Raw genomic sequence first — 22,299 nt, 5'->3', positions numbered from 1 at the left:
TTTATAATTTTAATTATTTGAAATTAATGTCTGATAATATAAATGCCCTATTGAAATTCGTTCTTCTATTGGTACTATTGGCTCATAGATGTCAATATAAGTAACTTTATTAATTGCAATAACTGTTTTATTAATTAGACCAATATCTTTTGCATATTGTTCATATTCATAATATTTATTAATCATACTCTCATTATTTTCTTCCACAACAGTTAACACTGAATCATAGTTTTTTTCATTTAATAATTCAGGTTTATCAAAACTTTCAACCTCATAGTATTTTGGATCTAAAATATTATATGCATTTCCATTCCAGCTATCATGTTTAATTAAAGGAAAAACAATTTTGACAATTCTTAAATTCTCTTCGACCTGTTGTGCCTGATTACTATTTATCTGAGCTACCCATACATCTTTTACCTCCCATGATGGCATTGAATCATACATAACATATCGCTCAATAGTGCACGATTTATTACCTGAGTTATCAATAAATGTTTCTGCAACTTTTTCTTTCAGTAAATATCTTGAAGTATCATAGATACCCATGGCAGTATCAATATTTATATCAACAACCTGATAAATTCTTTCTTTACCAACTATTAAAGGGAAATAATTATAACCATAATCAATATTATTTTCAGATTCTTTTCTGCAACCAGAAAAAATAACCACTAATAATATTGCAAAATAAATTATTGCTTTCATTTTGCAGGAATTATTTGAGTAGAAATAATCGTCTGATAGTATAACCGACCCCTAGAAATTCTTTGTTCAATTGGTAAACCCGGAATTATTTGAGCATAATCAATAGAAATAATTGTTTTATTAATAAGCCCAACATTAACAGCATAATTCTCAATAGTATGATATTTATTTATCATAGTTTCGCTTTTATCTTGATAAACTGTTAGAACAGAATCAAAACTCATATCATTTATTTCAAGTTGCTTATCAATATCAGTAATTGTAAAAGTTTTTGAAGCAAGAGTATTAAATGCATTACCATTCCAGCTTACACCTGATTTTGGAGGGAAAATTAATTTAACAATTCTAATATTTTCCTCAATACTAAATGCATTATTATTTGATACCTGATTTTCCCATACATCAATTAAATGCCAGTCTTTAGTAGAGTCAGCACGCGTAAATCTTACTATTCTCCAGGCAGGTTCGGATGCTATATCAGTATAAAATGAATCTACAATTTCCATTAACTCATAAGTAAGTGTAGAATCAAAATTTATATCCTTATCTATAGTTCTGTCCGTTACCTTGTATATACGTTGCAACCCTTTAGTTAATGGGAAATATGAATAATAGTAATTAACTTTATTTTGAGTATTTTCCTTTTGACAGCCAATAAAAAACACAGTTATAATCAATAGAAAAACAAATATTTGCCGAAAGGTCATAAATTGCATTTTGTAAATACAAATTTACATAATTATTCCACCACCTACAATATCATTTCCTTCATAAAAAACTGCAGATTGTCCGGGTGCTACAGCATGCATTTTTTCTTTTGTAATTACCTGTAATGCATTACCTTCAGGAATTAACGTTGCAACAACAGGAGGTGTTTTATATCTTATTTTAATTTCGACTTTATATTCAGGTTTAATTTCAGAGTACTTTATTAAGTTTATCTGATTAATTTTAAGTTTATAACTAACTAGATCATCATAACTACCTAATATAATTTCGTTTTTATCGGGATTTATAGCAACTACAAAACGAGGTTCACCTAAAGCAATTCCCAAACCTTTACGTTGTCCGATAGTATAATATGGAAAGCCTTTGTGCTGTCCTAAAATCTTTCCATCTGTTGAAATAAAATTTCCGGAACCAATATTTTTATCAATATCGGGAACCTGTGCTTTTAAAAAGTCACGATAATTATTTTCGGGAATAAAACATATTTCCTGACTTTCACGTTTTTCAACAAGCTTAACCAATCCTCTTGATGCTGCTTGTTTTTTTATATCTGATTTCATCCATTTACCTAATGGAAAAATTGTTCTTGCAAGATTTTCCTGAGTAAGCATCCATAAAAAATAGCTCTGATCTTTCGATTCATCAGCACCACGGCTTAAAACAAATCTGTCATTTTCTTTTCTTACCTGAGCATAATGTCCGGTTGAAACAAATTTGCAACCTAATTTATCAGCCAACTTAATTACTTCGCCCCACTTCGTTTCGGCATTACAACGAACACATGGATTTGGTGTTCTTCCAACCAAATATTCATTTACAAATTCAGTAATAACTGTATTTTTAAAATGTTCACGCAAATCTAACACATGATGTGGAATTCCTATTTTATCGGCAAAATTTTTTGCCTCCATTATTGAATCTATACTACAACATCCCTTTTGCTTTTCCCAACAACTTTCAGAAATGTAATCCCATGTACGAAATGTTACACCGATTAAATCATAACCCTCTTCTTTAAGGAATAAAGCAGCAAGTGAACTATCTATTCCACCACTTAAACAAATCAGAACCTTATCTTTTAACATTATTCAAAATTGCTTCCTTTTGACTTTCCACCTTTATAAAAATCACCCTCATTTGGCTCAGGAATTTTACCTTTCATCCCCTCCCATTCCTTCATTTGTTTTTTGAACTCTTCGTTGTATTTTTCTTCGTTTACAAGTTGTCCATTAACATATTCCATTTCCTTCCAGATAGTTCCATCAGCATTATACATTATCCATTTACCATCAGGAAAATCGTTCTTATAACGACCCTTTAAATATACACTTCCACTCTCAAAATACACATTAAAAGGACCATCGCGTTTATCATTTATATGCTTAGTTTCAAATCTTACTTTTCCATCTTCATAAAATGTTTTCCAAACACCATCTTTTTTTCCTTCTTTATAATTAATAACTGTAAGTTGCTTCCCATTCGGGTAAAAACTTTTAACTGCCCCGTTCCTGATACCTGAATTATATGATTCCTGAGCTTTTAGTACGCCATCAGTTCCGTAATAGTTCCATATACTGTCTTTAATATTTTGGTTAATATATTTACCATCAGCCATTCTTTTTTTGTTATCCCAATAAAGAACTGCATATCCAACACTACCTGTTTTATTGTAATTTATTACAGCCTTTAATACTCCGCTTTCATAATATCTTTTATATTCACCAATTAATTTATTCATAACAAAATATCCGGTAAAAGCAGTTTTTCCACTTGCATATTTCCGGTGCCATTTACCCTGACGATTTCCCTGAATATCAGTATAATTAATAAGTTTTGTTGTATCACCAGCATTTTGCCCAACGTTTTGGGCAAATGAAACAGGTAACATACTTATTAAAAGAATAAACAGAATAATAAAATTTCGCATTGCGGTGAATTTTAAATAAACAACGAAATTAATAAAAAAAAATTACCTATAAATAAAAAACCTAACAGGTCTTTAAGACATAATAGGTTTAAATGGACTTAATATTTCAAAATACTACTCAAACAAAATCTTTGATGTAAAAGAATTCTCGGCTGAATTTGCTTTTAATATGTATAATCCAGCTGGAATACCATTTCTTAATATTAATAATTCTTCAGTAGAATTTACTTTTTGTGAATAAACAACTTTTCCTAAAATATCTATAATTTCGATAGATTCAATTAATTTACTATTTGTATTAATAGTAAATGATTGTTTAATCGGGTTTGGGAATATTTCAATATTTAATTTAGAATTAGTCTCTTTTATTGTACCAAAACAAAATCCACTATTTTGACAATAAACTACATTTGGACCAATTATACCAGTATTAATTCCAAATGTATTTGTTAACATACAACAAAAGTCAAGAACGCCAATTACTTTACCTAAATTAGTACTGTTATGCTGAACACAGAATCTATTTGTACTAGCTACAGCATCAAGAGTATCTTTATTTGTAAAATCATTACTTATTAATGTTGAGCCATTATTATACCAATGAGCATCATGATTTATGGTATCTCCATTTGTACAATCGGCATAAATTGTAAGTAAACCATTTACATTATTGTAAAATTTTCCGGCATTTGTATAATCTGTAAAATTTAAAATACCATTATTGTATGAAGTAGCATTATTATAATGATTTATAAATGTAATAGTTGTACTATTTATAAAAGTCCCATTATTAAAAAAGTTAATTCCACTAATTCCTCCACTATTGGTTAATTGAGCAGAGCTATATAAATTATTAGACTGTATAGTTCCTGTATTATTTAAGTTTACAGCTAAATATAAACTATCATTAGAATTTAATGCTCCAGAATTTGATAGTGTGCCACCATAAAAAGCCATTTTTGAAAGCGTAACTGTTCCTGCATTAGTAAAGCTACCTCCAGACTGTCCAAATGCTCGCGGAGTAGCATCCTGAATTAAAGATCCACCTGCATTAATAGTTATAGAGCCACTCGTGTATCCCCAATTACTAGTTAAAGTTACTGTATGATTAATAACCACATCACTTCCAGGTGTTGGCACACACATACAATCCCATGTTGTTGGCATTGTCCAGTTACCATTAGCAACTGATGTTCTTGTTTGAGCAAATATATTGCTAACAAAGAACAAAGAAACAGTTAAAGTAAATAATGATTTCATAATTTATAGTTTAAGTTTAATGCAAATATATAAGGATAAAGTTTATAATTAAATTATTCTAATAAAGATTCTCTTTTTTACATAATAACCTTAATATGGTTAAATCTGTATAAGTTTCTCTTCTTGAGTTTCCAGCAATTAATATATTCCCGTCTTTTTGCAAAGCTGCTGCATAAGCATAATTACATCTATAGTTTTTAGATACTTTGGAAATAATTTTCCCTCCTCGTCCAAAAGTTTTGTCAAGTTTACCCTGATTAGTGTATCTTATTGCTTTAATATTGGTTATAGTATCTGTTGTTAAATTTCCGATTAAAATAACCTTACCGTCATCCTGTAATAATGATGAATTAACAATTTCTATAGATCCTTTTTCATCGTTAATTACAATACCTTTATTACCAAATGTAGAATCAATTTTGCCATCCATTAAATATCTCACAGCAGCAAAATTGCTAAACTCTTTATTAAAAACATGTCCACTGGAAATAATCTTACCATCAGGCTGAACAAGGATTGAAGTAAGATTATCATTCTGCTCGCTTATTGAAGTAACAACAACACCATTTTTCCCAAATGACTCATCAATAAAACCATCAGGAAAATACCTTACCATTGCAAAATCTGAGTATATCCCATTTCTTATATCACCACCTAAAATAATTTTTCCATCATTCTGAATTACTACCGAATTGGCTATTGCATCTGAATTTAAAATATCTGAAACAACAATTCCGGAATCACCGAATTGAGTATCAACATGGCCATTTTTTAGAAATTTTGCCATTGCAAAAGAATATTTTTTACCATCAAAAGTTTTTCCTGCAGCAATAATTTTATCATCAGTCAGAATTTGAATTCCTAATATAACATCCAAATATTTCCCAATTGAAGTAACCGAGATTCCATTCTTTCCAAAAGAACTATCTAATATACCATCATTATTATATCTAACTAAAGTAAAATCTTCTTTTACCTCATTACCTATATATCCGGCTACGATAATTTTACCGGTTGATTGTATCTTGACGGAATTTGCAATATCATAATCCCCTCCAATCGGTGTTATAATTTTACCTTTATTTCCGAATGAAGTATCTATTGAACCATCTAAATTAAAACGGCAAACAGCAAAATCTTCGTTTACACCGTTATCAGTAAAACCAGCTAAAACAATTTTACCGTCTTCCTGAATTGCTATTGACTTTGTATAATCATTATCGCAATTAATATCAGTAATTGTAATCCCCTTTTTTCCAAATTTTTTATCAAGTTTACCATCTTTTTGAGAGAAACCAAAAAGACATATAAAAATTGATATCACTAATAAAAATAATTTCAGAAACATATTTATTTCAATATTGAAAACAATTGAAAAACTCAATCAAAAACAAAATTATATATTATTAATCATATTAATTAAATTAAAAACGATTACCATTAAAATTTAAACATAATTTTTATGCTTAAAAAACATTTCAAAAAATATAATTTAGCAAAAAAACACATTTAAACAAACTACATATCAGTATCATATAACAATTAATTCAAAATTTACATTTTGCATTAAGTATTTGCATACCTTTGTCACCCTTTATCTTTTTTGAAAAATAATTTAGAATGAAATTTATAACTTTTTTAATGCTTTCGTTTTGCTTAATAGGGCAAAGCTTTGCACAAACTACTGTTAAGGGCCGTGCTGTTGACAGTCAAACAAAACAACCTATTCCAGGAGTAACTGTTAGTATTCAGACTTTTGAAACGAAAACAGATGCTAAAGGGAATTTTGAACTTTCTGTAGTACCCGGTGATTATTCAATCACAATTGTTTCCGAAGACTTAGCTGCTTATACATCAAACATTAAAGTTCCTGAAAATGGAATTGACCTTGGTGATATTGGCATGAGTGCAAAAAGTTCAAATGCTGAAGGTACAGGTGTTGCTGAGATAACCTTATCAGATTCCGATTTTGATAATGATAAATCGGGACAATCTGTTTCAGGATTACTTCACTCTTCAAACGATGCATTTGTATCTGCAGCATCTTTTTCATTAAGTGCAGCAAACTTCAGAGTTAGAGGTTATGATGGTGCAGACATTATGATGTACATGAATGGCTTGCCATTAAACGACCCTGAAAACGGTCGCGCTTCATATTCTGAGTGGGGCGGTCTGAATAATGTAACAAAGAACAAAGACAGCCAACATGGATTAACTCCATCAACTTATGCACTAGGTACTATTGGTGGCGAAACAAATATTAACACTTGTGCAGGTCAAATAAGAAAACAAAGTAATTTTTCTTATGCCATGGCAAATAAATCTTATAACCATAGATTAATGTATACTTATGCAACAGGTATGCAGGAAAATGGTTGGGCATTTGTTTTAAGTGGTTCAAAAAGATGGGCAGAAAATGGATACGTTGAAGGAACATGGTATGATGCTTATTCATATTTTGCTGCTGCAGAAAAGAGACTTTCCGATAAACACAGCCTGGCTCTAACATTTTTAGGTTCACCATATAAAAGAGCAATGCAGGCAGGTGCTGTTCAGGAAGCATACGATTTAACCGGCTCACATTATTATAACCCTAACTGGGGATTTCAGGGTGATGAAAAAAGAAATGCAAAAATTCGTAACGTTCATCAGCCATCAATTATGCTAACAGATAATTTGAAAATTAATGATGCTACAAAACTCACAACATCTGTTGGATATTCTTTTGGCAGATTCGGAACAACTGCGTTGAATTGGTATAATGCGAATGACCCACGCCCGGATTATTACAGATATTTACCTAGTTACCAAATAGCTGACACAAACGTTGCAGGAGTAATTCCTTCAATGATGGCAAATAACTGGGCTAACAATCCATCTATTAGCCAAATTAACTGGGATCAATTATATCAGACAAACTATTTAGCAAATGGCGCTGGTCAATCGGCAAGATACGTTGTGGAAGAACAAAGAAAAGACAACAAACAATTAAGTTTCCATGCAAATTTAAATCATCAGTTAAATGATAATATTACTATTAATGGTGGCTTGATGGCACTATCAAGTAACACACATTATTTTAAAGTAATGTCTGACTTACTTGGAGCAAATTATTGGTTAGACGTTGACCAGTTTGCTGAAAGAGATTTTCCTAGTGATCCAAATGCAATGCAAAACGACTTAAATAATCCTAACAGACACATACAGGTTGGAGATAAATTTGGTTATGATTATAATTTGCATTTCAATCAGGAGCAATTATGGGGAATGAGTCAGTTCCGTTATAATAAAGTTGATTTTTATGTTGGATTACAATTGACTAACACTTCTTTCTGGAGAGAAGGTAATGTGAAAAATGGTCGTAACCCAAATAATTCTTTTGGAAAAAGCGAAACATTAAACTACTTAAATTATTTAACAAAAGGTGGCATTACCTATAAATTAAGTGGACGTCAATATTTTGTTGCAAATGCTACATATTATACAAAATCACCTTTACCTGAAAATGCTTTTCTTACACCCCGTGTTAGTAACCGATTATTAACTAATCTTGAAAATGAAGTTGTATTTGGTGGTGAATTAAGTTATATTTATAAAGGCGAAAAAATAAATGCACGATTAACTGCATATGAAACTTCATTTAATCACCAGACCGATGTTAAGAGCTACTATGATGACCAATATCATTCATTCGTACAGATAGCATTACAAGGCATTGACAAGATACATCAAGGTATTGAGTTTGGTGCTGATGTAAAATTAACAAAAGAAATTACCGCCTCATGTGCAATTAACTTAGGAAATTACAGATATACTTCTAGACCAAAAGAAACACTTTCTGCCGAAAACAATTCCGTTCCGGATCAGGTATATACAGTATATCAGAAATATTTCTATGTCCCATCTGGACCACAGAATGCAGGTTCATTAGGTTTAAAATACAATAATTCTAAGTTCTGGTTTTTTAGTGCCAATTTTAATTATTTTGATAAAATGTATCTTGACTTTGCTGCATCTCCCAGAACAGAATTTGCAATACAAACACTTGACGTTGGGCTTGGAGATCCTATTATTAACAAAGTAACAGAACAAGAAAAACTTGATGGTGGTTATACTGTTGATTTATCTATTGGTAAATCATGGAAGATTAAAGAATATTATTTTGGTATTAATTTTAACCTAAATAATGTATTAAATAACCAAGACCTTATTACTGGAGGATACGAACAATTACGTTTTTCGTATGATATTGCATCATTAGATAAGTTTCCACCGAAGTATTATTATGGTTATGGCAGAACTTTTTTCTTAATGTTTACATTCAGATTTTAATTTATCATTAAAATAAAAAACTTAATATGAAACATATATTTAAAATATCATTAATTCTATTTTCTTTAGGATTAACATTTCTCACAGGGTGTATTAAAGAAGATTTTGACACTCCTCCAGCCCCTTATTTTATATTTAACGAGACATTTAAAGATTCGCTCGGTTCATTTACCCAGTATAGTGTTACAGGAGCTCAAGTATGGGCTGCTGCTGTGTATAGCGGAACAACTTATGCTAATATGTCTGGCTATTCAGGTTCATACAATGCTAACGAAGATTGGTTAATAAGTAAACCAATAAATTTTGACAGCTATAAGAATGAAACTTTAAGTTTTAATTCAGCTACAAAATATGGTAATCCTGGAGATGGCTCATTAAAACTTTATACTTCTAACGATTATACTGGAACAGGCGATCCACACCTTGCAACATGGGTAGAAGTAACTCCAATAAATATTTCACTTGGTAACTTTACATGGGTAAGTTCAGGACCAATTAATTTATCTTCTGTTACAGGAGCTAAAGTTTATATTGCGTTTAAATATCTATGCACTACCACTGGTGTACCTACATGGGAGTTAACTAAAATAAAACTAACAGGTGAGCCATTATAAGCAATCATAAACTCAATTAATAAAATTCATAAAACTTAAAATATGAAATACACATCTAAACTTTACATCCTTGTTCTATCAATGGTTGTAATATTTTTTAATGGTTGTATAAAAGAAAAATACAGCACCCCTGAACAAAAAACTCCAAAAGTTGATTTTACGTCTAATTTAACTATTGCAAAATTAAAAACTGCCTCAACAGGTTTTGTTTCAATTGGAGATACGATGATAATCGGCACCGACACTATCGTAAACCCTATAATTCAAGGCATTATAAGTGCAGATGATGAATCGGGAAATATTTATAAAACTATTTATTTACAAGATAATACAGCCGGAATTCAAATTGCTGTTGATAAAACCAGTTTGTACACAACTTTTAAAAAAGGACAAAGAATATTTGTAAAACTAACAGGCTTGTATTTAGGCGTCTATGGAGGAGTACCACAAATTGGTTATACTTATGGAGGAACTATTGGTCGTATACCCGAAGTTTTAATTAACACTCACATTTTTAACGACAGTTTACCTGGCAATCCACCAACTCCAATTATTCGCACTATACCTTCAATAGTTGGTGGCGACCCAAACCTAAATATGCTTGTAAAATTAACTAAAGTACATTTTGCAGAAGTTGGTAGCGTATATGCTGATGTAAATGTTACAACAAATCGCACAATATTAGACTCTGCAGGAAATTCAATTATCTTAAGAAACAGCGGATATGCAAACTTTAGAGCTGAACTAATGCCTAAAGGACAAGGAGATATTGTTGGTATTTTAAGCGAATACAGTGGAGCAAAACAATTTTACATTCGTGATTTAAATGATCTTCAAAACTGGGATTCTACAATAATTTATCCGGTAAATATTATTAATGAAACCTTTACTACCAGCCTTGGCACTTTTACTCAATATAACGTACTTGGTGATCAGATATGGGCAGCATCTTCTTATGGTGCTAAAATGAGTGGCTATTCTGGTTCATATTATGCTAATGAAGACTGGTTAATTAGTCCTTCTATCAATTTTAACAATTATAATTCAGAAACATTGAGTTTTATTTCAACGATGAATTATGGAACTGCAGGTGATGGTTCATTAAAACTTTATACTTCTTTAGATTATTCAGGAACAGGTAATCCAAATCTTGCCACATGGACTGAAGTTACTCCATTAACTTTATCACCCGGCAGTTGGACAGATACTCCTTCAGGAAACATTGATTTATCAGCATTAAATGGAACTAATGTTCATTTCGCTTTTAAATATACTTGTTCAACTTCAAACGTTGCTACATGGGAATTGACAACACTTATGCTTAGCGCTAAACCAAACTAGACTAAATCATAATAAATAAAAAAGGGTTTTCTTAAATAAGAGAACCCTTTTTTTTATAAAATATTTTCGGGATTTATTATCTTTGAAAAAATAAGAAATTACATGGCCGAATTTATTGTATCTGCACGAAAATACCGCCCCGACACATTTAAAACAGTTGTTGGTCAGGAATCTATTACAACTACACTAAAAAATTCAATTAAAACCAAGCATTTAGCACATGCTTATTTATTCTGTGGTCCACGTGGTGTAGGAAAAACAACTTGCGCAAGAATTTTCGCAAAAACCATTAATTGCTTCAATCCTACCGAAAATATTGAGCCTTGCGACGAATGCGAATCATGTAAGGGGTTTAATAAATCAAGTTCATTTAATATTCACGAACTTGATGCTGCATCAAATAATTCTGTTGATGGTATGCGAAATTTAATCGATCAGGTTAGAATACCACCACAATTAGGAAAATATAACGTGTATATAATAGACGAGGTTCACATGCTCTCTACCTCTGCATTTAACTCATTTCTAAAAACACTTGAAGAACCTCCTGCTCATGCAATTTTCATTCTGGCAACAACCGAAAAACAAAAAATTATTCCAACTATACTTTCCCGTTGCCAGATTTTTGATTTTAACAGAATAAATATTAACGATATTGTAGGACATCTGCAATTTGTTGCCGAAAGCGAGAATGTAATCGCAGAATCTGAAGCATTAAATGTTATTGCACAAAAAGCTGATGGTGCAATGAGAGATGCTTTATCAATTTTCGATCAGATTGTAAGTTTCTGTGGTAATGAAATAACCTATGATAAAGTAATAGATAACCTAAATGTTCTCGACTACGATTATTATTTTAAACTCACTGAAAATTTTATTTCAGGAAATATACCTCAATCGCTAATTCTTTTTAATGAAATTCTTTCAAAAGGATTTGAATCACAATTTTTCATTACCGGTTTAGCTGCTCATTTCCGCGATCTTTTAGTTTGCAAAGATTCTATAACTATTCAACTACTTGAAGTAGGTAAATCAATTGCCGACAGATATAAATTTCAGGCAAACCAAATTGGAATCGACTTCATATTCAAAGCTTTAGAAATCAGCAATCAATGTGATATCGATTATAGGAATAGCCATAACAAAAGACTACATGTTGAATTAGCTCTTGTTAAAATTTGCAATCTGTCAGGTCATATTACTTCAAATCAGATTAATACAAATAACTCAAGCAATCAGATTAAAACTAATCCAGAGATTTCAAAAACCGAAACTATTACTCAAAAACCAATTATTCAGACTAATACTTCAACAATAAATCAAACTGTTAACACAACACTCAAAACTAGCCCCAGTGTAGTTAAAGAAGAAAAAACAGAATACAAATCTGAAGAAAATTCAAAGCCAAAAAGCTTTATGATAAAAAAAGCTTTAAATGAAGATAAAACTGAAAAAAATACGTCAACAACTCAAACTTCAATCACAACCGAAGCTAATTTTAATACTCCATTCACAAACGAAGAACTTGAAAAAGTATGGCTTCAATATGCAGATACTAAAAAAGGTGCAGTAAGAATTAGCCCAATGCTTTTATCAAGTATTCCGAAACTCTCGGAAAATAATCAGATTATTGTTCAGGTTATTACTAAATCACAGGAAGACGAGCTAAAAAAAATGCATGATGAGATTTTGTATTTTTTAAAGCAAAATCTTAAAAATAGCAGCATTACAATTAAAGTTGAAGTAAGTGAGCACACCGAAAAAGAAAATGCAAAACCATATACAGATATTGAAAAATATCAGTTCTTTGCGCAAATGAATCCTGCTTTATTAAAAATGAAAGACAGATTGAATTTAGATTTTGACCGTTAAATAAAAAAGCACCAAGATCCTTAGACCTTGGTGCCAACCCCTAAAAACTTATAGAAAAAACTACTATTATAACTATATGACAGCAAAACTTATTTTATGGTTGCCTGTATTTTTTTATTTAACATTTTTTAAATAATCAAATCTATTTACAAAACCACATAATAAATCAGTATTTTTTTTGTTTACATTTACCATTAGTTTAAGTAAAATATGCAATTGAAGAAAATATTAATTTTTACCTCAATAATTGTTATTACAGTTTTTGCATGTAAAAAAGAAAAATTTTTTACTGATAATGGAGCATCACTAACATTTTCAGTAGATACAATTCAGTTTGATACTGTTTTCACCACTATTGGTTCGGCAACACAAAATTTTAAAGTTTATAATCCATATAATAAACCTATAAAAATTTCATCTATTTCTTTAGCTAAAGGGGATAATTCATTTTTCAGATTAAATGTAAATGGAGTAAGTGCTCGTAGTGTAACAGATATTGAATTAGATGCTAATGACAGCATATATATTTTTGTTGAAGTTCGTGTTAATCCTAATAATACCAGCAATCCTTTGATGGTTCAGGATTCCATTGTATTTATTACTAATGGAACGGTTCAGGACATTGATTTAATTGCATGCGGACAGGATGTAAATTTTATTAACGGAGAAGTTATAAGTTCAGATACAACATGGACAAGCTCAAAACCATTTTTAGTTTACAATTCAATGCTAGTTGATTCTAATGTTACCTTAACTATTTCACAAGGGACTAAAATTTATTTCCATCATGGCTCCAGAATGTATGTTAAAGGAACTTTAAAAGCATCAGGTAGCCCAAGTGAACCCATAGTTTTCAGAAATGACAGATTAGAACATTGGTATGATGATGTACCCGGGCAATGGGTAGGAATATACTTCTATCCCGGAAAAATTATGGGCAGCAAAGACAATGAGCTACATTATTGCGAAATTAAAAATGCAATTATAGGAATACAGGCTGATACAAATTACAATGTTAACCCTACCGTAACAATATCCAACACAAAAATATTAAACATGAATGCAGTTGGTATTTTTGGGCAGGGAACAAATATATTAGCCTGGAATTGTGTTATTGCAAACTGCGGGCAATATGCATTAGCCCTAACAATTGGTGGCAATTATGAGTTTCATCATTGCACAATTTATAATTCGTGGCAATATGCAAACAGACAAACTCCTTCATTAGTTCTAAACAATTATTATCAGGATAATAATGGTAATTACCATGTTAGAGCATTAAATAATGCTTTATTTGAAAACTGTATAATTTATGGTGGATTAGAAAATGAAATAGGTCTTGATGCCTTTAACTCTGCTTCAGTTTTTAATTATAAATTTAAATATTCATTACTAAAAATAGCTGATAATATTGCAACAACTGACGTTATCCATTGGGATAATGTTTATAAAAATCATACTCCCGGCTTAAAAAATCCTGATGAAAATGATTTCTCATTAGATACACTTGCATATACGAAAGACAAAGGCTTCGATAATATCAACTCGGCATACTTTAATGACATTTTAGGTAATTATCGCTTTTCATATGGACTTCATCCTGACCTAGGTGCCTATGAAAGACTAGACAGTAAATGAGAAAACTATTCTACATATCATCACTAGTGCTTATTGTTATATCTTGCAAAATACAGGATAAAACAGAAAAACATATTGATAAATTAGACTATAACGATCAAAGGGGATATTTCAGAGTTGTTTCATATAATGTTGAGAACTATTTCGATCCTTTTAACGACAGCTTAACAAATGATGAAGATTTTACGCCTGAAGGAAATCATTTTTGGACATGGAATAAATATAAAGATAAACAAAATAAAATTTACAAAGTTTTATCAGCAGTTGGTGGATGGGAACTACCTGAAATTGTTGGACTTTATGAAGTTGAAAATGAATTTGTATTAAAAGATTTATTAAAAAACACTCCATTAAAATGGAGAAATTACGAAATAGTTCATAAGGAATCGCCGGATAGACGAGGGATTGATGTTGCCATGCTATATAGAAGCGACAAATTTAAACTTTTTTCGAAGCAATTTATGCCAATAATATTTGCATTCGACACAACTAAGAAAACACGTGACATACTTTATGCTAAAGGCTGCACAAAAGATTTAGACACATTACATATATTTGTAAACCACTGGCCATCGCGACTAGGCGGACAAACAGAATCAGACATGAACCGTCAGGCTGTTGCTAAGATTTTAAGAAATAAAATCGACTCTATTTTTTTAGCAAATCCACTTAGTAATATTATTGTTATGGGCGATTTTAATGACGAACCTGATAACATTAGTATTACAGAAATACTAAAAGCCGGTCATAATTACGATTCAGTCTCTCCCGGAAACCTTTATAATCTTGCATGGTATATGAAAGAAAAAAAAGGCATGGGAAGCCTTAAATACCAAGGAGAATGGGGCTTAATTGACCAGATAATGGTATCTTCTTCACTTTTATTAAAAACTAATTCGATTTTTACAAGTACCGAAAACGCTAAAGTTTTTAAAGCCGATTTTTTAACAGAACCTGATGAAGCATTTATTGGAGACAAACCTTTCCGCACTTTTATTGGCTTTAAGTACCACGCTGGCTTTAGCGATCACTATCCAATTTTTATAGACTTATTTCGCAAATAAAATTTTCATTATTTTGTTTTGTAATAATAAAATTATTACTTTAGCTTAATTAACCGAACAACTCTGCCCAAACATTTGAGAACTAAGTATTACATATTGTTTTTATTGATTTCACTTGTTTTTTTTTCATTTAGCTATAATACTAAATGTCAGAACACTCAGAAAAACATTGCGATTAACGAATCAAATCTTACATCTACACAATTATTAGAAAAAGCTAAGAATTTTTTCCCAGACAGTCTTGATTTAGTAATTAAATACGGAAGAATGTGTCTGGAGGCTTCAAGAACTGAACATGCAGATAAATCAGAAACAGAAATTCTGGATTTATTAAGTAAAGCATTTTACTTTAAAGGAAACAAACAAGAATCTTACACTTATCTGCAATTAGTTAAAGTTAAATATGAAAACCAAAAAGATATAAATAATCTTTGTATAACATTAAACCGTATAGGCTCTATTTATAACGAATGGGGACTTTACGACGAAGCAATGCAGTACTTTGTAAAAGCATTAAAGATAGTTGAAAAACCAAATGACAATGGATCATATGGCGACAGAATAGCTCAAAGTTGTAATAATTTAGGTTTGTTATATAAAGACCTTGAAGAATACGATAAAGCTTATGAATATTGCAACAGAGCATTAAATTATTATAAAAAATCAAATAATCAAAAATCAATAGGATTTAGTTTAAATAACTTAGGGATTATATACAAAAGACTTGGAGAATATGAAAAAGCTTTGAGTTATTATAATGAATCGTTAATTATAAAAAGAAAGTTAAATGAAAAAGGTGGTACAGCAAATACCCTAGGTAATATTGGAGATATATACCGACTAATTGGTAAATACGACCTTGCATTAAAAAATTATAATGAGGCATTAATCACAATGACTGAGTTGAGTGATAATTACGGAATAGCCAATACTTTAAACAACATTGCGATTATTAACAACATTAACAATAATCCTGATCAAGCAATAAATCTTTTAAATGATGCTATGCCATTGGCTAAGAAGAGTGGCTTAAGAGATTTGCAAAAAGATATTTTAAAAACTTATTCTGAATCTTTTGAAAAAAAGAATGATTTGAGTAACTCGCTTAAATATTATAAACAATATACAGAATTAAAAGACAGTATTTTTAACGAAGGTAACGCAAAAAGAATTTTAGAACTCGACGCAGCATACAGCTCAGAAAAAAGAGAAAGAGAGAATGAAAACCTTAGATTAAAAAGCCAAAAGAAAGATGAAGAAATTGCTGCTCAGATTTCAATGAAATACATACTTCTTTTAATAATAATATTCATCTTTTTTATTTTGTTACTATTCTTTGTCAGATCAAAAATATTACATAAATCACAAAAAGTATTAGAAGAAAAAAATGTACATATTGCTCATATTAATGAAGAATTAATATCTGTAAATGAAGAACTAGATCAAAGAGTACAGGAAAGAACTTCAGATCTACTTAAAGAAATAAGCGAAAAAGAAATTGTTTTACACGAAGTAAAACTTGCGTATAAAAAAGCCGAAGAAGCAAATCTTTTAAAAGATGCATTCTTAGCTAATATAAACCATGAAATAAGAACACCTTTAAGCGCAATAATAGGACTAGCCGAAGTAACCCGTAACAAAATTCCTAAAACACATGACACTTCAATAACAAAATACATAGAAGGAATTCAGCAAAGCGGTCACCGATTATTAAATTTACTAAATAACATACTTGATATTAGTAGAATAGAAGCAAATGATTTTAAAATTAATATTGGTATTTCTGACGTTAATAAAATTGTAAGAAATGCAGCTGATTTATTCAGATTTGTTATAAATGAAAAAGGATTAAAGCTTACTCTTAATTTAGCCGAAACTCATAGTATTATTGCTGATTTTGACATACTGACTAAAGTTACTGCCGATATTATCGACAATGCTGTTAAATATACCTCTGGTGGAGTTATTGAAATTTCAACAGGTTATAATATTGGGTCAGGTGAAGTTTTTATTAAAATTACAGATTCGGGAATTGGTATTGACGAAAATTATTTACCACATATTTTTGAGACTTTCAGGCAGGAAAGTATGGGTTATGCCAGATTATATCAGGGTGCAGGACTTGGTTTGCCACTTGCAAAAAGGCTAATGAAACTAATGAATGGCAGAATTGAAGTTTCAAGTAAAAAAGATTTTGGAACTACTGTTTATATTTATATACCATCTGCAAAAGATCATAATAGTTCTATATCTAATGCTTCTATACAATCTGTTACAATTCCAGATAATGATGTATTAATTAAAGGATTTGAAATTCTATTGGTTGAAGATGATAAATTTAATGCTCTGTTTCTTCAAACAATTTTAGAATCTGTTGGTAATGTTTCTTTAGCTACAGGTGGCGAAGAAGCTCTTTTACTCATCAGTGAAAAGATTGCAAACAATAAAACTTTTGATATTGTTATATTAGATATTAATTTACCCGAAAACTGGGAAGGCGTTCAGCTAAAGAAAGAAATTGTAAATAAGTATAACCAATATGCACACATTCCATTTATAGCACAAAGTGCATACTCCCTAAAAAGCGACAAAGACAGAATTTTGAATGAAGGCTTCATTGATTTCCTTACAAAGCCAGTTGACTCTGAAAAACTACTTAATGCAGTAAAAAAGCAGTTTGTTAAGAAAATTGATAATTAACAGGAACTGCATTTAAAAACACCTGAAATTTGTTATTAGTGACTCCGCCGAGCGGTGGATTGCTGGTTGTTATTTTAGGTGGTGTTAGCGGTTGGCATACTTTATTCATATTCTTTTCCACAATGTGGACATTTTTTAGATTCATTATTCTTTTTCCCGATTTTTTCCATAAATCCTGCGCTTACTAATCCAGTTGGTAAGGCAACTAATCCTATCCCAAGTATTGCAATTATACCACTTAGAATTTTTCCTAATCCAGTTATTGGATAAACATCTCCATAGCCCACTGTTGTTAAAGTTGCAATAGCCCACCAAAAACAAGAAAGTATATTTGAAAATTTATCAGGCTGAACTTCTCCTTCAACGTAATACATCAGAAAAGAAGCTATAAAAAGAATCAATAATGCAACAAATCCTGTCATTGCCAATTCAGACTTTTTCTCCTTTATTACGGAGTAAATAAGGCTTAATGAATTATTATATCTATTAATTTTAAATATTCGAAAAAATCTCATTAATCTTAGAATTCTTACAAATCTCAAATCAATTTTTATAATAAATGGTAAATAAAAAGGTGTTATTGCTAATAAATCAATTATTCCATAAAACGAAAAAACAAACTTAAAAGCAGATTTAATTTTACTTGAAGAAGGATAAGTTAAGTTTGATACATAAATTCGCAGAATATATTCTATAGAGAAAATTATTACAGAAATTATTTCAATTAGTCTTAAAAACAATTTTAAGGATTCTTTTATTTCAGGAATAGTTTCAAGAATCAAAGCAATTACATTTATTATAATCAATGACATAATGCAATAGTCAAAAATCAAATTAATCTTTGACCCATGAGAACCTTTTTCAACTAATCGATATATTTTCTTTCTAATCATTTGGGCAGACATGTTTTTTATACTTGTGTTAGTAACTACTGCACTATGTTTTTATATTTTTCTTTTTTATATTGATTCGTTAAAATTAATGCATCGTTTCTTTATGTTTTTCATAAATCATTTGGCAAACTTTATCCATTGCTTTAAAAATAGCAATATCAAAATTAGGAGTTTTAGTAATACTTGTCAAAGTTATTATAGCATTGTACAAAATGTCATTATCTTTGCGTCCAATACGTTCAATAAAATTTATTTTCTTACTTCCTTTAGGAGAATCTGAAACAATAATTTCTTCCGAAGTTATATCTATTGCAAATAAAATATTCTTATTCATTCCTCTTTAATTTGGTTTATAAATTATTAGTGTAAATAGCATCGTCCATTAGAATTAGTTGTCCTATTTTTACATCTCGCGCCTTTTTTTGTTGTTCCTGTGCATTGGCTAGAAGTAGTTGAAGAATTTTTAGATGTAGAGGATTTTGTTTGAGTTGTTTTGTTTTGGCAACAATTAATTCCTACTTTTTTATTATGTACTTTACAATAACAACTATTTGATTTACTTCGATTGCATTTTTGACAAAGTAACTGAATATTTGAGGCATCACTACTACCACCGCAAGAATATGGAGTGATATGATCATATTCTAAGCTTTGAGAACTACCGCAACATTGGCACATACCACCATCTCTCGCAAAAACGACTTTTTTTGTTGTTACTGAAATATAACGGCTTTGAGAAAAACTACAAACACTTAATATAAGTAGTGATAAGATTAAATATAATTTTTTCATCTTATTGTTTGTATTTATTAATTTGTTTAGGCAAATTTTATGCTTGTCCCTAACTATTATATAAGTATACCTTTATTTATTTATAATCAATTATAATTTAACCCAAATATAAACAATAACAAACTAATTACAAAACAAAAGCATAGTTCTTGTAATTTGCAATTAGTATAAACTTAACAATTTATAACAATGATTCGTGAACACGCAATCACCTATTAAGTTTTTTATTATAATGTTTTGTGGTATTTGTTACGAGTTACTTCGGGTACTCTATTCTTGAGTGATAAATATTCTTTAGTTTCTTTTTAAATATTTCTTTTGCCTCAGAAATTTCCTTAAGATTAATAGCTGCATTATCAAATTGCTTTTCTGCCATTTGATTTGTAACAATATTCTCAACAAGTTCATTAATTGACTGCTCTGTATATACCTTAAGGCTTCTTGCCGAGGCTTCAACAGCATCTGCCATCATCAATACTGCTGTCTCTTTAGTTGACGGAGGCAGACCTTTGTATGTAAACTTCTGTAAATCGACACTAGATTCAGGAAATTTTTTAATAAATGATTTATAAAAATACTGAACCTTAGTATTACCATGATGACTTCTGATAAAATCAATTACAGGTTCAGGAAGTCTGAATTTTCTTGCAGTCTCGATTCCATATGGAACATGACCTGTTATAATTTCTGCGCTTTTTTCAAGGTCTATTTCATCATGCGGATTAGATCCCTGCACCTGATTTTCTATATAAAAATGCGGTAATCCCATTTTCCCTATATCATGATAAAGCGCACCAGCCCTTATTAAAAGTGAGTTCCCTCCTATTTTAAATATTACTTCCTCGGCAAGATTTGCAACCTGCATAGAATGCTGAAAAGTACCGGGTGCTTTTTCGGCAAGTGTTCTTAATAAACCCTGATTTGTATCAGAAAGCTCCATTAATGTAACATCAGACAAGAAGCCAAATATTTTTTCGAAAATAAAAATTAAAGGATATGCAGCTAAAATCATAAGACCATTTCCTGCAAACCATGCAAAATTTTTCCAACGGATACTTTCAAAACTACCCTCCTGCACAACAGCAATTCCAAGATAAACTACACTGTAAACAATAAAAATAAAAATAGCTGCCATAAATAATTGGCCCCTTCGTCTAACATTTGCCAAAGAAAAAATTGCCACCATACCGGCTATTATCTGCAAGAATATAAACTCAAAACTATTTGGCATAAAAAAGCCAATCATTAACATTGTAACATTATGTATAAATAATGCTAATCTTGAATCGTAAAATGCTCTGATTATAATTGGCAACAAGGTAAACGGAATCAAAAATATACTAATAACATTCCAAGTTAGTGTTAGGCGGGCAATGAAAATAAAAATTACAATTAGACTTAAAATAAATAATGTTTTCGTAAAATGCTCTAGTATATCACGCCTGAAATTTAACAGAAACAAAACAATCATAAGCATTCCAACAAGTATGGCTATTGTTTGTCCGATAATTAATGCCGGATTATATGTTGTTAATTCGTATTCAGTTCTTAAAGATTCGAGAATATTATATTTTTCGCCTGTAACAATCTCACCTGTTGAAATTATTTTCTCGCCAGATTGAACCATTCCTCTTGAAAGAGAAATACTGTTTATCATCTGGTCTCTTGTATTTAAAGTTGTTTGAGCATCGAAAATAGTATTTGGAATAATAAATTTTGGAAAATAAAGTGCATTTAAAATCTTTCCAACATAAACATTACCCTGAAATTTATCTTCTATTAACGAGTTAACCTGTTTGTTTGTATAGGCTATTGCTGATGAATGATCACGAAATGAATTAAACTGAAATTCCTCTTCAACATTTCCCTTATGCACATAAATAATTAATGCCGTTTTTTGTAATTCTTTTAAAGAATCGGGAAACTGAATTATTCCCGGGTTACTGTAAACATCAGACAAAAGCGACTTACACCATGAAAAAATAAGATCTTTTGAATTTTCTGTTTTTGAAAAAAGTTTTAATATTTCAACCGAATCAATCTTATAAATACTATCCCAAACATTATTAAAATGCAACTTAAAATCATCAGTTTGCTTTTCAAAAATTTCTTCGTTCTGAGAAAAATATGGTGGCGAATTCCGTAAAATACTATCCTTTTCATATTGAAGTTCTTTCTCATTTTTATGAATCGGAAAATCAAAAGGGGAAATTAATGTTTCGTGAAGCCAGGCTTTACCCTTCTGATATTCAAACCGGTATCTGGTCTCCTTAGGTATTATCCAAACTATAAATGCTATTGCAATTAAAAACAAAAAGAAGATTCCAATTCTTTTTATGTTATTTATCAAAAAGCCTATTAATTGTTTCATAAATATTTTAATTCACAACCTACAAAGTTAAAAATAAGAGTGTAATTACAATTATTTT

Annotated in this window: 17 protein-coding genes; 7 read left to right on the top strand and 10 right to left on the bottom strand. The window is 30.3% G+C overall.

All coding sequences use genetic code 11. The features are described 5' to 3' along the window. Nucleotides 1-9: 9 nt before the first annotated feature. The 6 genes from HY951_10825 to HY951_10800 all read right to left on the bottom strand — a co-directional run bounded on the left by HY951_10825 (nucleotide 10) and on the right by HY951_10800 (nucleotide 5,948). On the bottom strand, nucleotides 10-708 hold the full coding sequence (locus HY951_10825) for a hypothetical protein (protein MBI5540542.1): 699 nt from the start codon (nucleotides 706-708) through the stop codon (nucleotides 10-12). Then, nucleotides 705-1,415: a hypothetical protein gene (locus HY951_10820; GenBank protein MBI5540541.1), complete on the bottom strand. Its 711-nt coding sequence runs from the start codon at nucleotides 1,413-1,415 to the stop codon at nucleotides 705-707. Before HY951_10820 ends, HY951_10825 begins: the two co-directional genes overlap by 4 nt. A gap of 24 nt (nucleotides 1,416-1,439) precedes the next feature. Continuing rightward, nucleotides 1,440-2,522: a tRNA 2-thiouridine(34) synthase MnmA gene (gene mnmA / locus HY951_10815; GenBank protein ID MBI5540540.1), complete on the bottom strand. Its 1,083-nt coding sequence runs from the start codon at nucleotides 2,520-2,522 to the stop codon at nucleotides 1,440-1,442. Beyond that, the gene (locus tag HY951_10810; GenBank protein ID MBI5540539.1) at nucleotides 2,522-3,364 is read right to left on the bottom strand and encodes a toxin-antitoxin system YwqK family antitoxin; all 843 of its coding nucleotides are present in this window, start codon (nucleotides 3,362-3,364) and stop codon (nucleotides 2,522-2,524) included. The genes mnmA and HY951_10810 overlap by 1 nt, the downstream gene beginning before the upstream one ends. A gap of 114 nt (nucleotides 3,365-3,478) precedes the next feature. Then, complete coding sequence (locus tag HY951_10805; protein ID MBI5540538.1) at nucleotides 3,479-4,624, bottom strand: T9SS type A sorting domain-containing protein; 1,146 nt, start codon at nucleotides 4,622-4,624, stop codon at nucleotides 3,479-3,481. Between the two features lie 58 nt (nucleotides 4,625-4,682). Further along, nucleotides 4,683-5,948: a hypothetical protein gene (locus HY951_10800; protein ID MBI5540537.1), complete on the bottom strand. Its 1,266-nt coding sequence runs from the start codon at nucleotides 5,946-5,948 to the stop codon at nucleotides 4,683-4,685. A 296-nt stretch (nucleotides 5,949-6,244) separates the two neighbouring features. Here HY951_10800 and HY951_10795 point away from each other — a divergent pair, with 296 nt between their 5' ends. From HY951_10795 to HY951_10765, 7 genes are all read left to right on the top strand, one after another. Beyond that, nucleotides 6,245-8,956 (top strand): carboxypeptidase regulatory-like domain-containing protein, encoded by a 2,712-nt coding sequence (locus HY951_10795; GenBank protein MBI5540536.1) that lies wholly within the window; start codon nucleotides 6,245-6,247, stop codon nucleotides 8,954-8,956. Between the two features lie 26 nt (nucleotides 8,957-8,982). Next, nucleotides 8,983-9,570, top strand: a complete 588-nt coding sequence (locus HY951_10790; protein ID MBI5540535.1) for a choice-of-anchor J domain-containing protein — start codon at nucleotides 8,983-8,985, stop codon at nucleotides 9,568-9,570. A gap of 42 nt (nucleotides 9,571-9,612) precedes the next feature. Continuing rightward, nucleotides 9,613-10,911, top strand: a complete 1,299-nt coding sequence (locus HY951_10785; GenBank protein MBI5540534.1) for a DUF5017 domain-containing protein — start codon at nucleotides 9,613-9,615, stop codon at nucleotides 10,909-10,911. Between the two features lie 102 nt (nucleotides 10,912-11,013). Then, the gene (locus HY951_10780; protein MBI5540533.1) at nucleotides 11,014-12,783 is read left to right on the top strand and encodes a DNA polymerase III subunit gamma/tau; all 1,770 of its coding nucleotides are present in this window, start codon (nucleotides 11,014-11,016) and stop codon (nucleotides 12,781-12,783) included. Between the two features lie 216 nt (nucleotides 12,784-12,999). Next, nucleotides 13,000-14,421, top strand: a complete 1,422-nt coding sequence (locus HY951_10775) for a right-handed parallel beta-helix repeat-containing protein (protein MBI5540532.1) — start codon at nucleotides 13,000-13,002, stop codon at nucleotides 14,419-14,421. Further along, the gene (locus tag HY951_10770) at nucleotides 14,418-15,485 is read left to right on the top strand and encodes an endonuclease (protein MBI5540531.1); all 1,068 of its coding nucleotides are present in this window, start codon (nucleotides 14,418-14,420) and stop codon (nucleotides 15,483-15,485) included. The genes HY951_10775 and HY951_10770 overlap by 4 nt, the downstream gene beginning before the upstream one ends. Nucleotides 15,486-15,560: 75 nt before the next feature. Continuing rightward, complete coding sequence (locus tag HY951_10765; protein MBI5540530.1) at nucleotides 15,561-18,185, top strand: tetratricopeptide repeat protein; 2,625 nt, start codon at nucleotides 15,561-15,563, stop codon at nucleotides 18,183-18,185. Nucleotides 18,186-18,286: 101 nt separating this feature from the next. Here the strand turns inward: HY951_10765 and HY951_10760 are convergent, their stop codons facing one another. From HY951_10760 to HY951_10745, 4 genes are all read right to left on the bottom strand, one after another. Further along, complete coding sequence (locus HY951_10760; protein ID MBI5540529.1) at nucleotides 18,287-19,078, bottom strand: ion transporter; 792 nt, start codon at nucleotides 19,076-19,078, stop codon at nucleotides 18,287-18,289. Between the two features lie 85 nt (nucleotides 19,079-19,163). Further along, nucleotides 19,164-19,412, bottom strand: a complete 249-nt coding sequence (locus HY951_10755; GenBank protein MBI5540528.1) for a hypothetical protein — start codon at nucleotides 19,410-19,412, stop codon at nucleotides 19,164-19,166. Between the two features lie 26 nt (nucleotides 19,413-19,438). Next, complete coding sequence (locus HY951_10750; protein MBI5540527.1) at nucleotides 19,439-19,870, bottom strand: HNH endonuclease; 432 nt, start codon at nucleotides 19,868-19,870, stop codon at nucleotides 19,439-19,441. A gap of 256 nt (nucleotides 19,871-20,126) precedes the next feature. Continuing rightward, the gene (locus tag HY951_10745) at nucleotides 20,127-22,241 is read right to left on the bottom strand and encodes an HDIG domain-containing protein (GenBank protein ID MBI5540526.1); all 2,115 of its coding nucleotides are present in this window, start codon (nucleotides 22,239-22,241) and stop codon (nucleotides 20,127-20,129) included. Nucleotides 22,242-22,299 lie beyond the last annotated feature (58 nt).

Source organism: Bacteroidia bacterium (assembly GCA_016218155.1).
In the GTDB taxonomy this organism is placed as follows: Bacteria; Bacteroidota; Bacteroidia; order Bacteroidales; family GWA2-32-17; genus GWA2-32-17.
This window is presented reverse-complemented; position numbering and strand designations above follow the sequence as displayed.

Bases quoted from the DNA above. Each gene is read 5' to 3' on its own strand.
- HY951_10810 (MBI5540539.1), bottom strand. From the start codon at position 3,364: ATGCGAAATTTTATTATTCTGTTTATTCTTTTAATAAGTATGTTACCT.
- HY951_10820 (MBI5540541.1), bottom strand. From the start codon at position 1,415: ATGACCTTTCGGCAAATATTTGTTTTTCTATTGATTATAACTGTGTTT.
- mnmA (MBI5540540.1), bottom strand. From the start codon at position 2,522: ATGTTAAAAGATAAGGTTCTGATTTGTTTAAGTGGTGGAATAGATAGT.
- HY951_10770 (MBI5540531.1), top strand. From the start codon at position 14,418: ATGAGAAAACTATTCTACATATCATCACTAGTGCTTATTGTTATATCT.
- HY951_10785 (MBI5540534.1), top strand. From the start codon at position 9,613: ATGAAATACACATCTAAACTTTACATCCTTGTTCTATCAATGGTTGTA.
- HY951_10745 (MBI5540526.1), bottom strand. From the start codon at position 22,241: ATGAAACAATTAATAGGCTTTTTGATAAATAACATAAAAAGAATTGGA.
- HY951_10790 (MBI5540535.1), top strand. From the start codon at position 8,983: ATGAAACATATATTTAAAATATCATTAATTCTATTTTCTTTAGGATTA.
- HY951_10760 (MBI5540529.1), bottom strand. From the start codon at position 19,078: ATGATTAGAAAGAAAATATATCGATTAGTTGAAAAAGGTTCTCATGGG.
- HY951_10805 (MBI5540538.1), bottom strand. From the start codon at position 4,624: ATGAAATCATTATTTACTTTAACTGTTTCTTTGTTCTTTGTTAGCAAT.
- HY951_10825 (MBI5540542.1), bottom strand. From the start codon at position 708: ATGAAAGCAATAATTTATTTTGCAATATTATTAGTGGTTATTTTTTCT.
- HY951_10755 (MBI5540528.1), bottom strand. From the start codon at position 19,412: ATGAATAAGAATATTTTATTTGCAATAGATATAACTTCGGAAGAAATT.
- HY951_10780 (MBI5540533.1), top strand. From the start codon at position 11,014: ATGGCCGAATTTATTGTATCTGCACGAAAATACCGCCCCGACACATTT.
- HY951_10795 (MBI5540536.1), top strand. From the start codon at position 6,245: ATGAAATTTATAACTTTTTTAATGCTTTCGTTTTGCTTAATAGGGCAA.
- HY951_10750 (MBI5540527.1), bottom strand. From the start codon at position 19,870: ATGAAAAAATTATATTTAATCTTATCACTACTTATATTAAGTGTTTGT.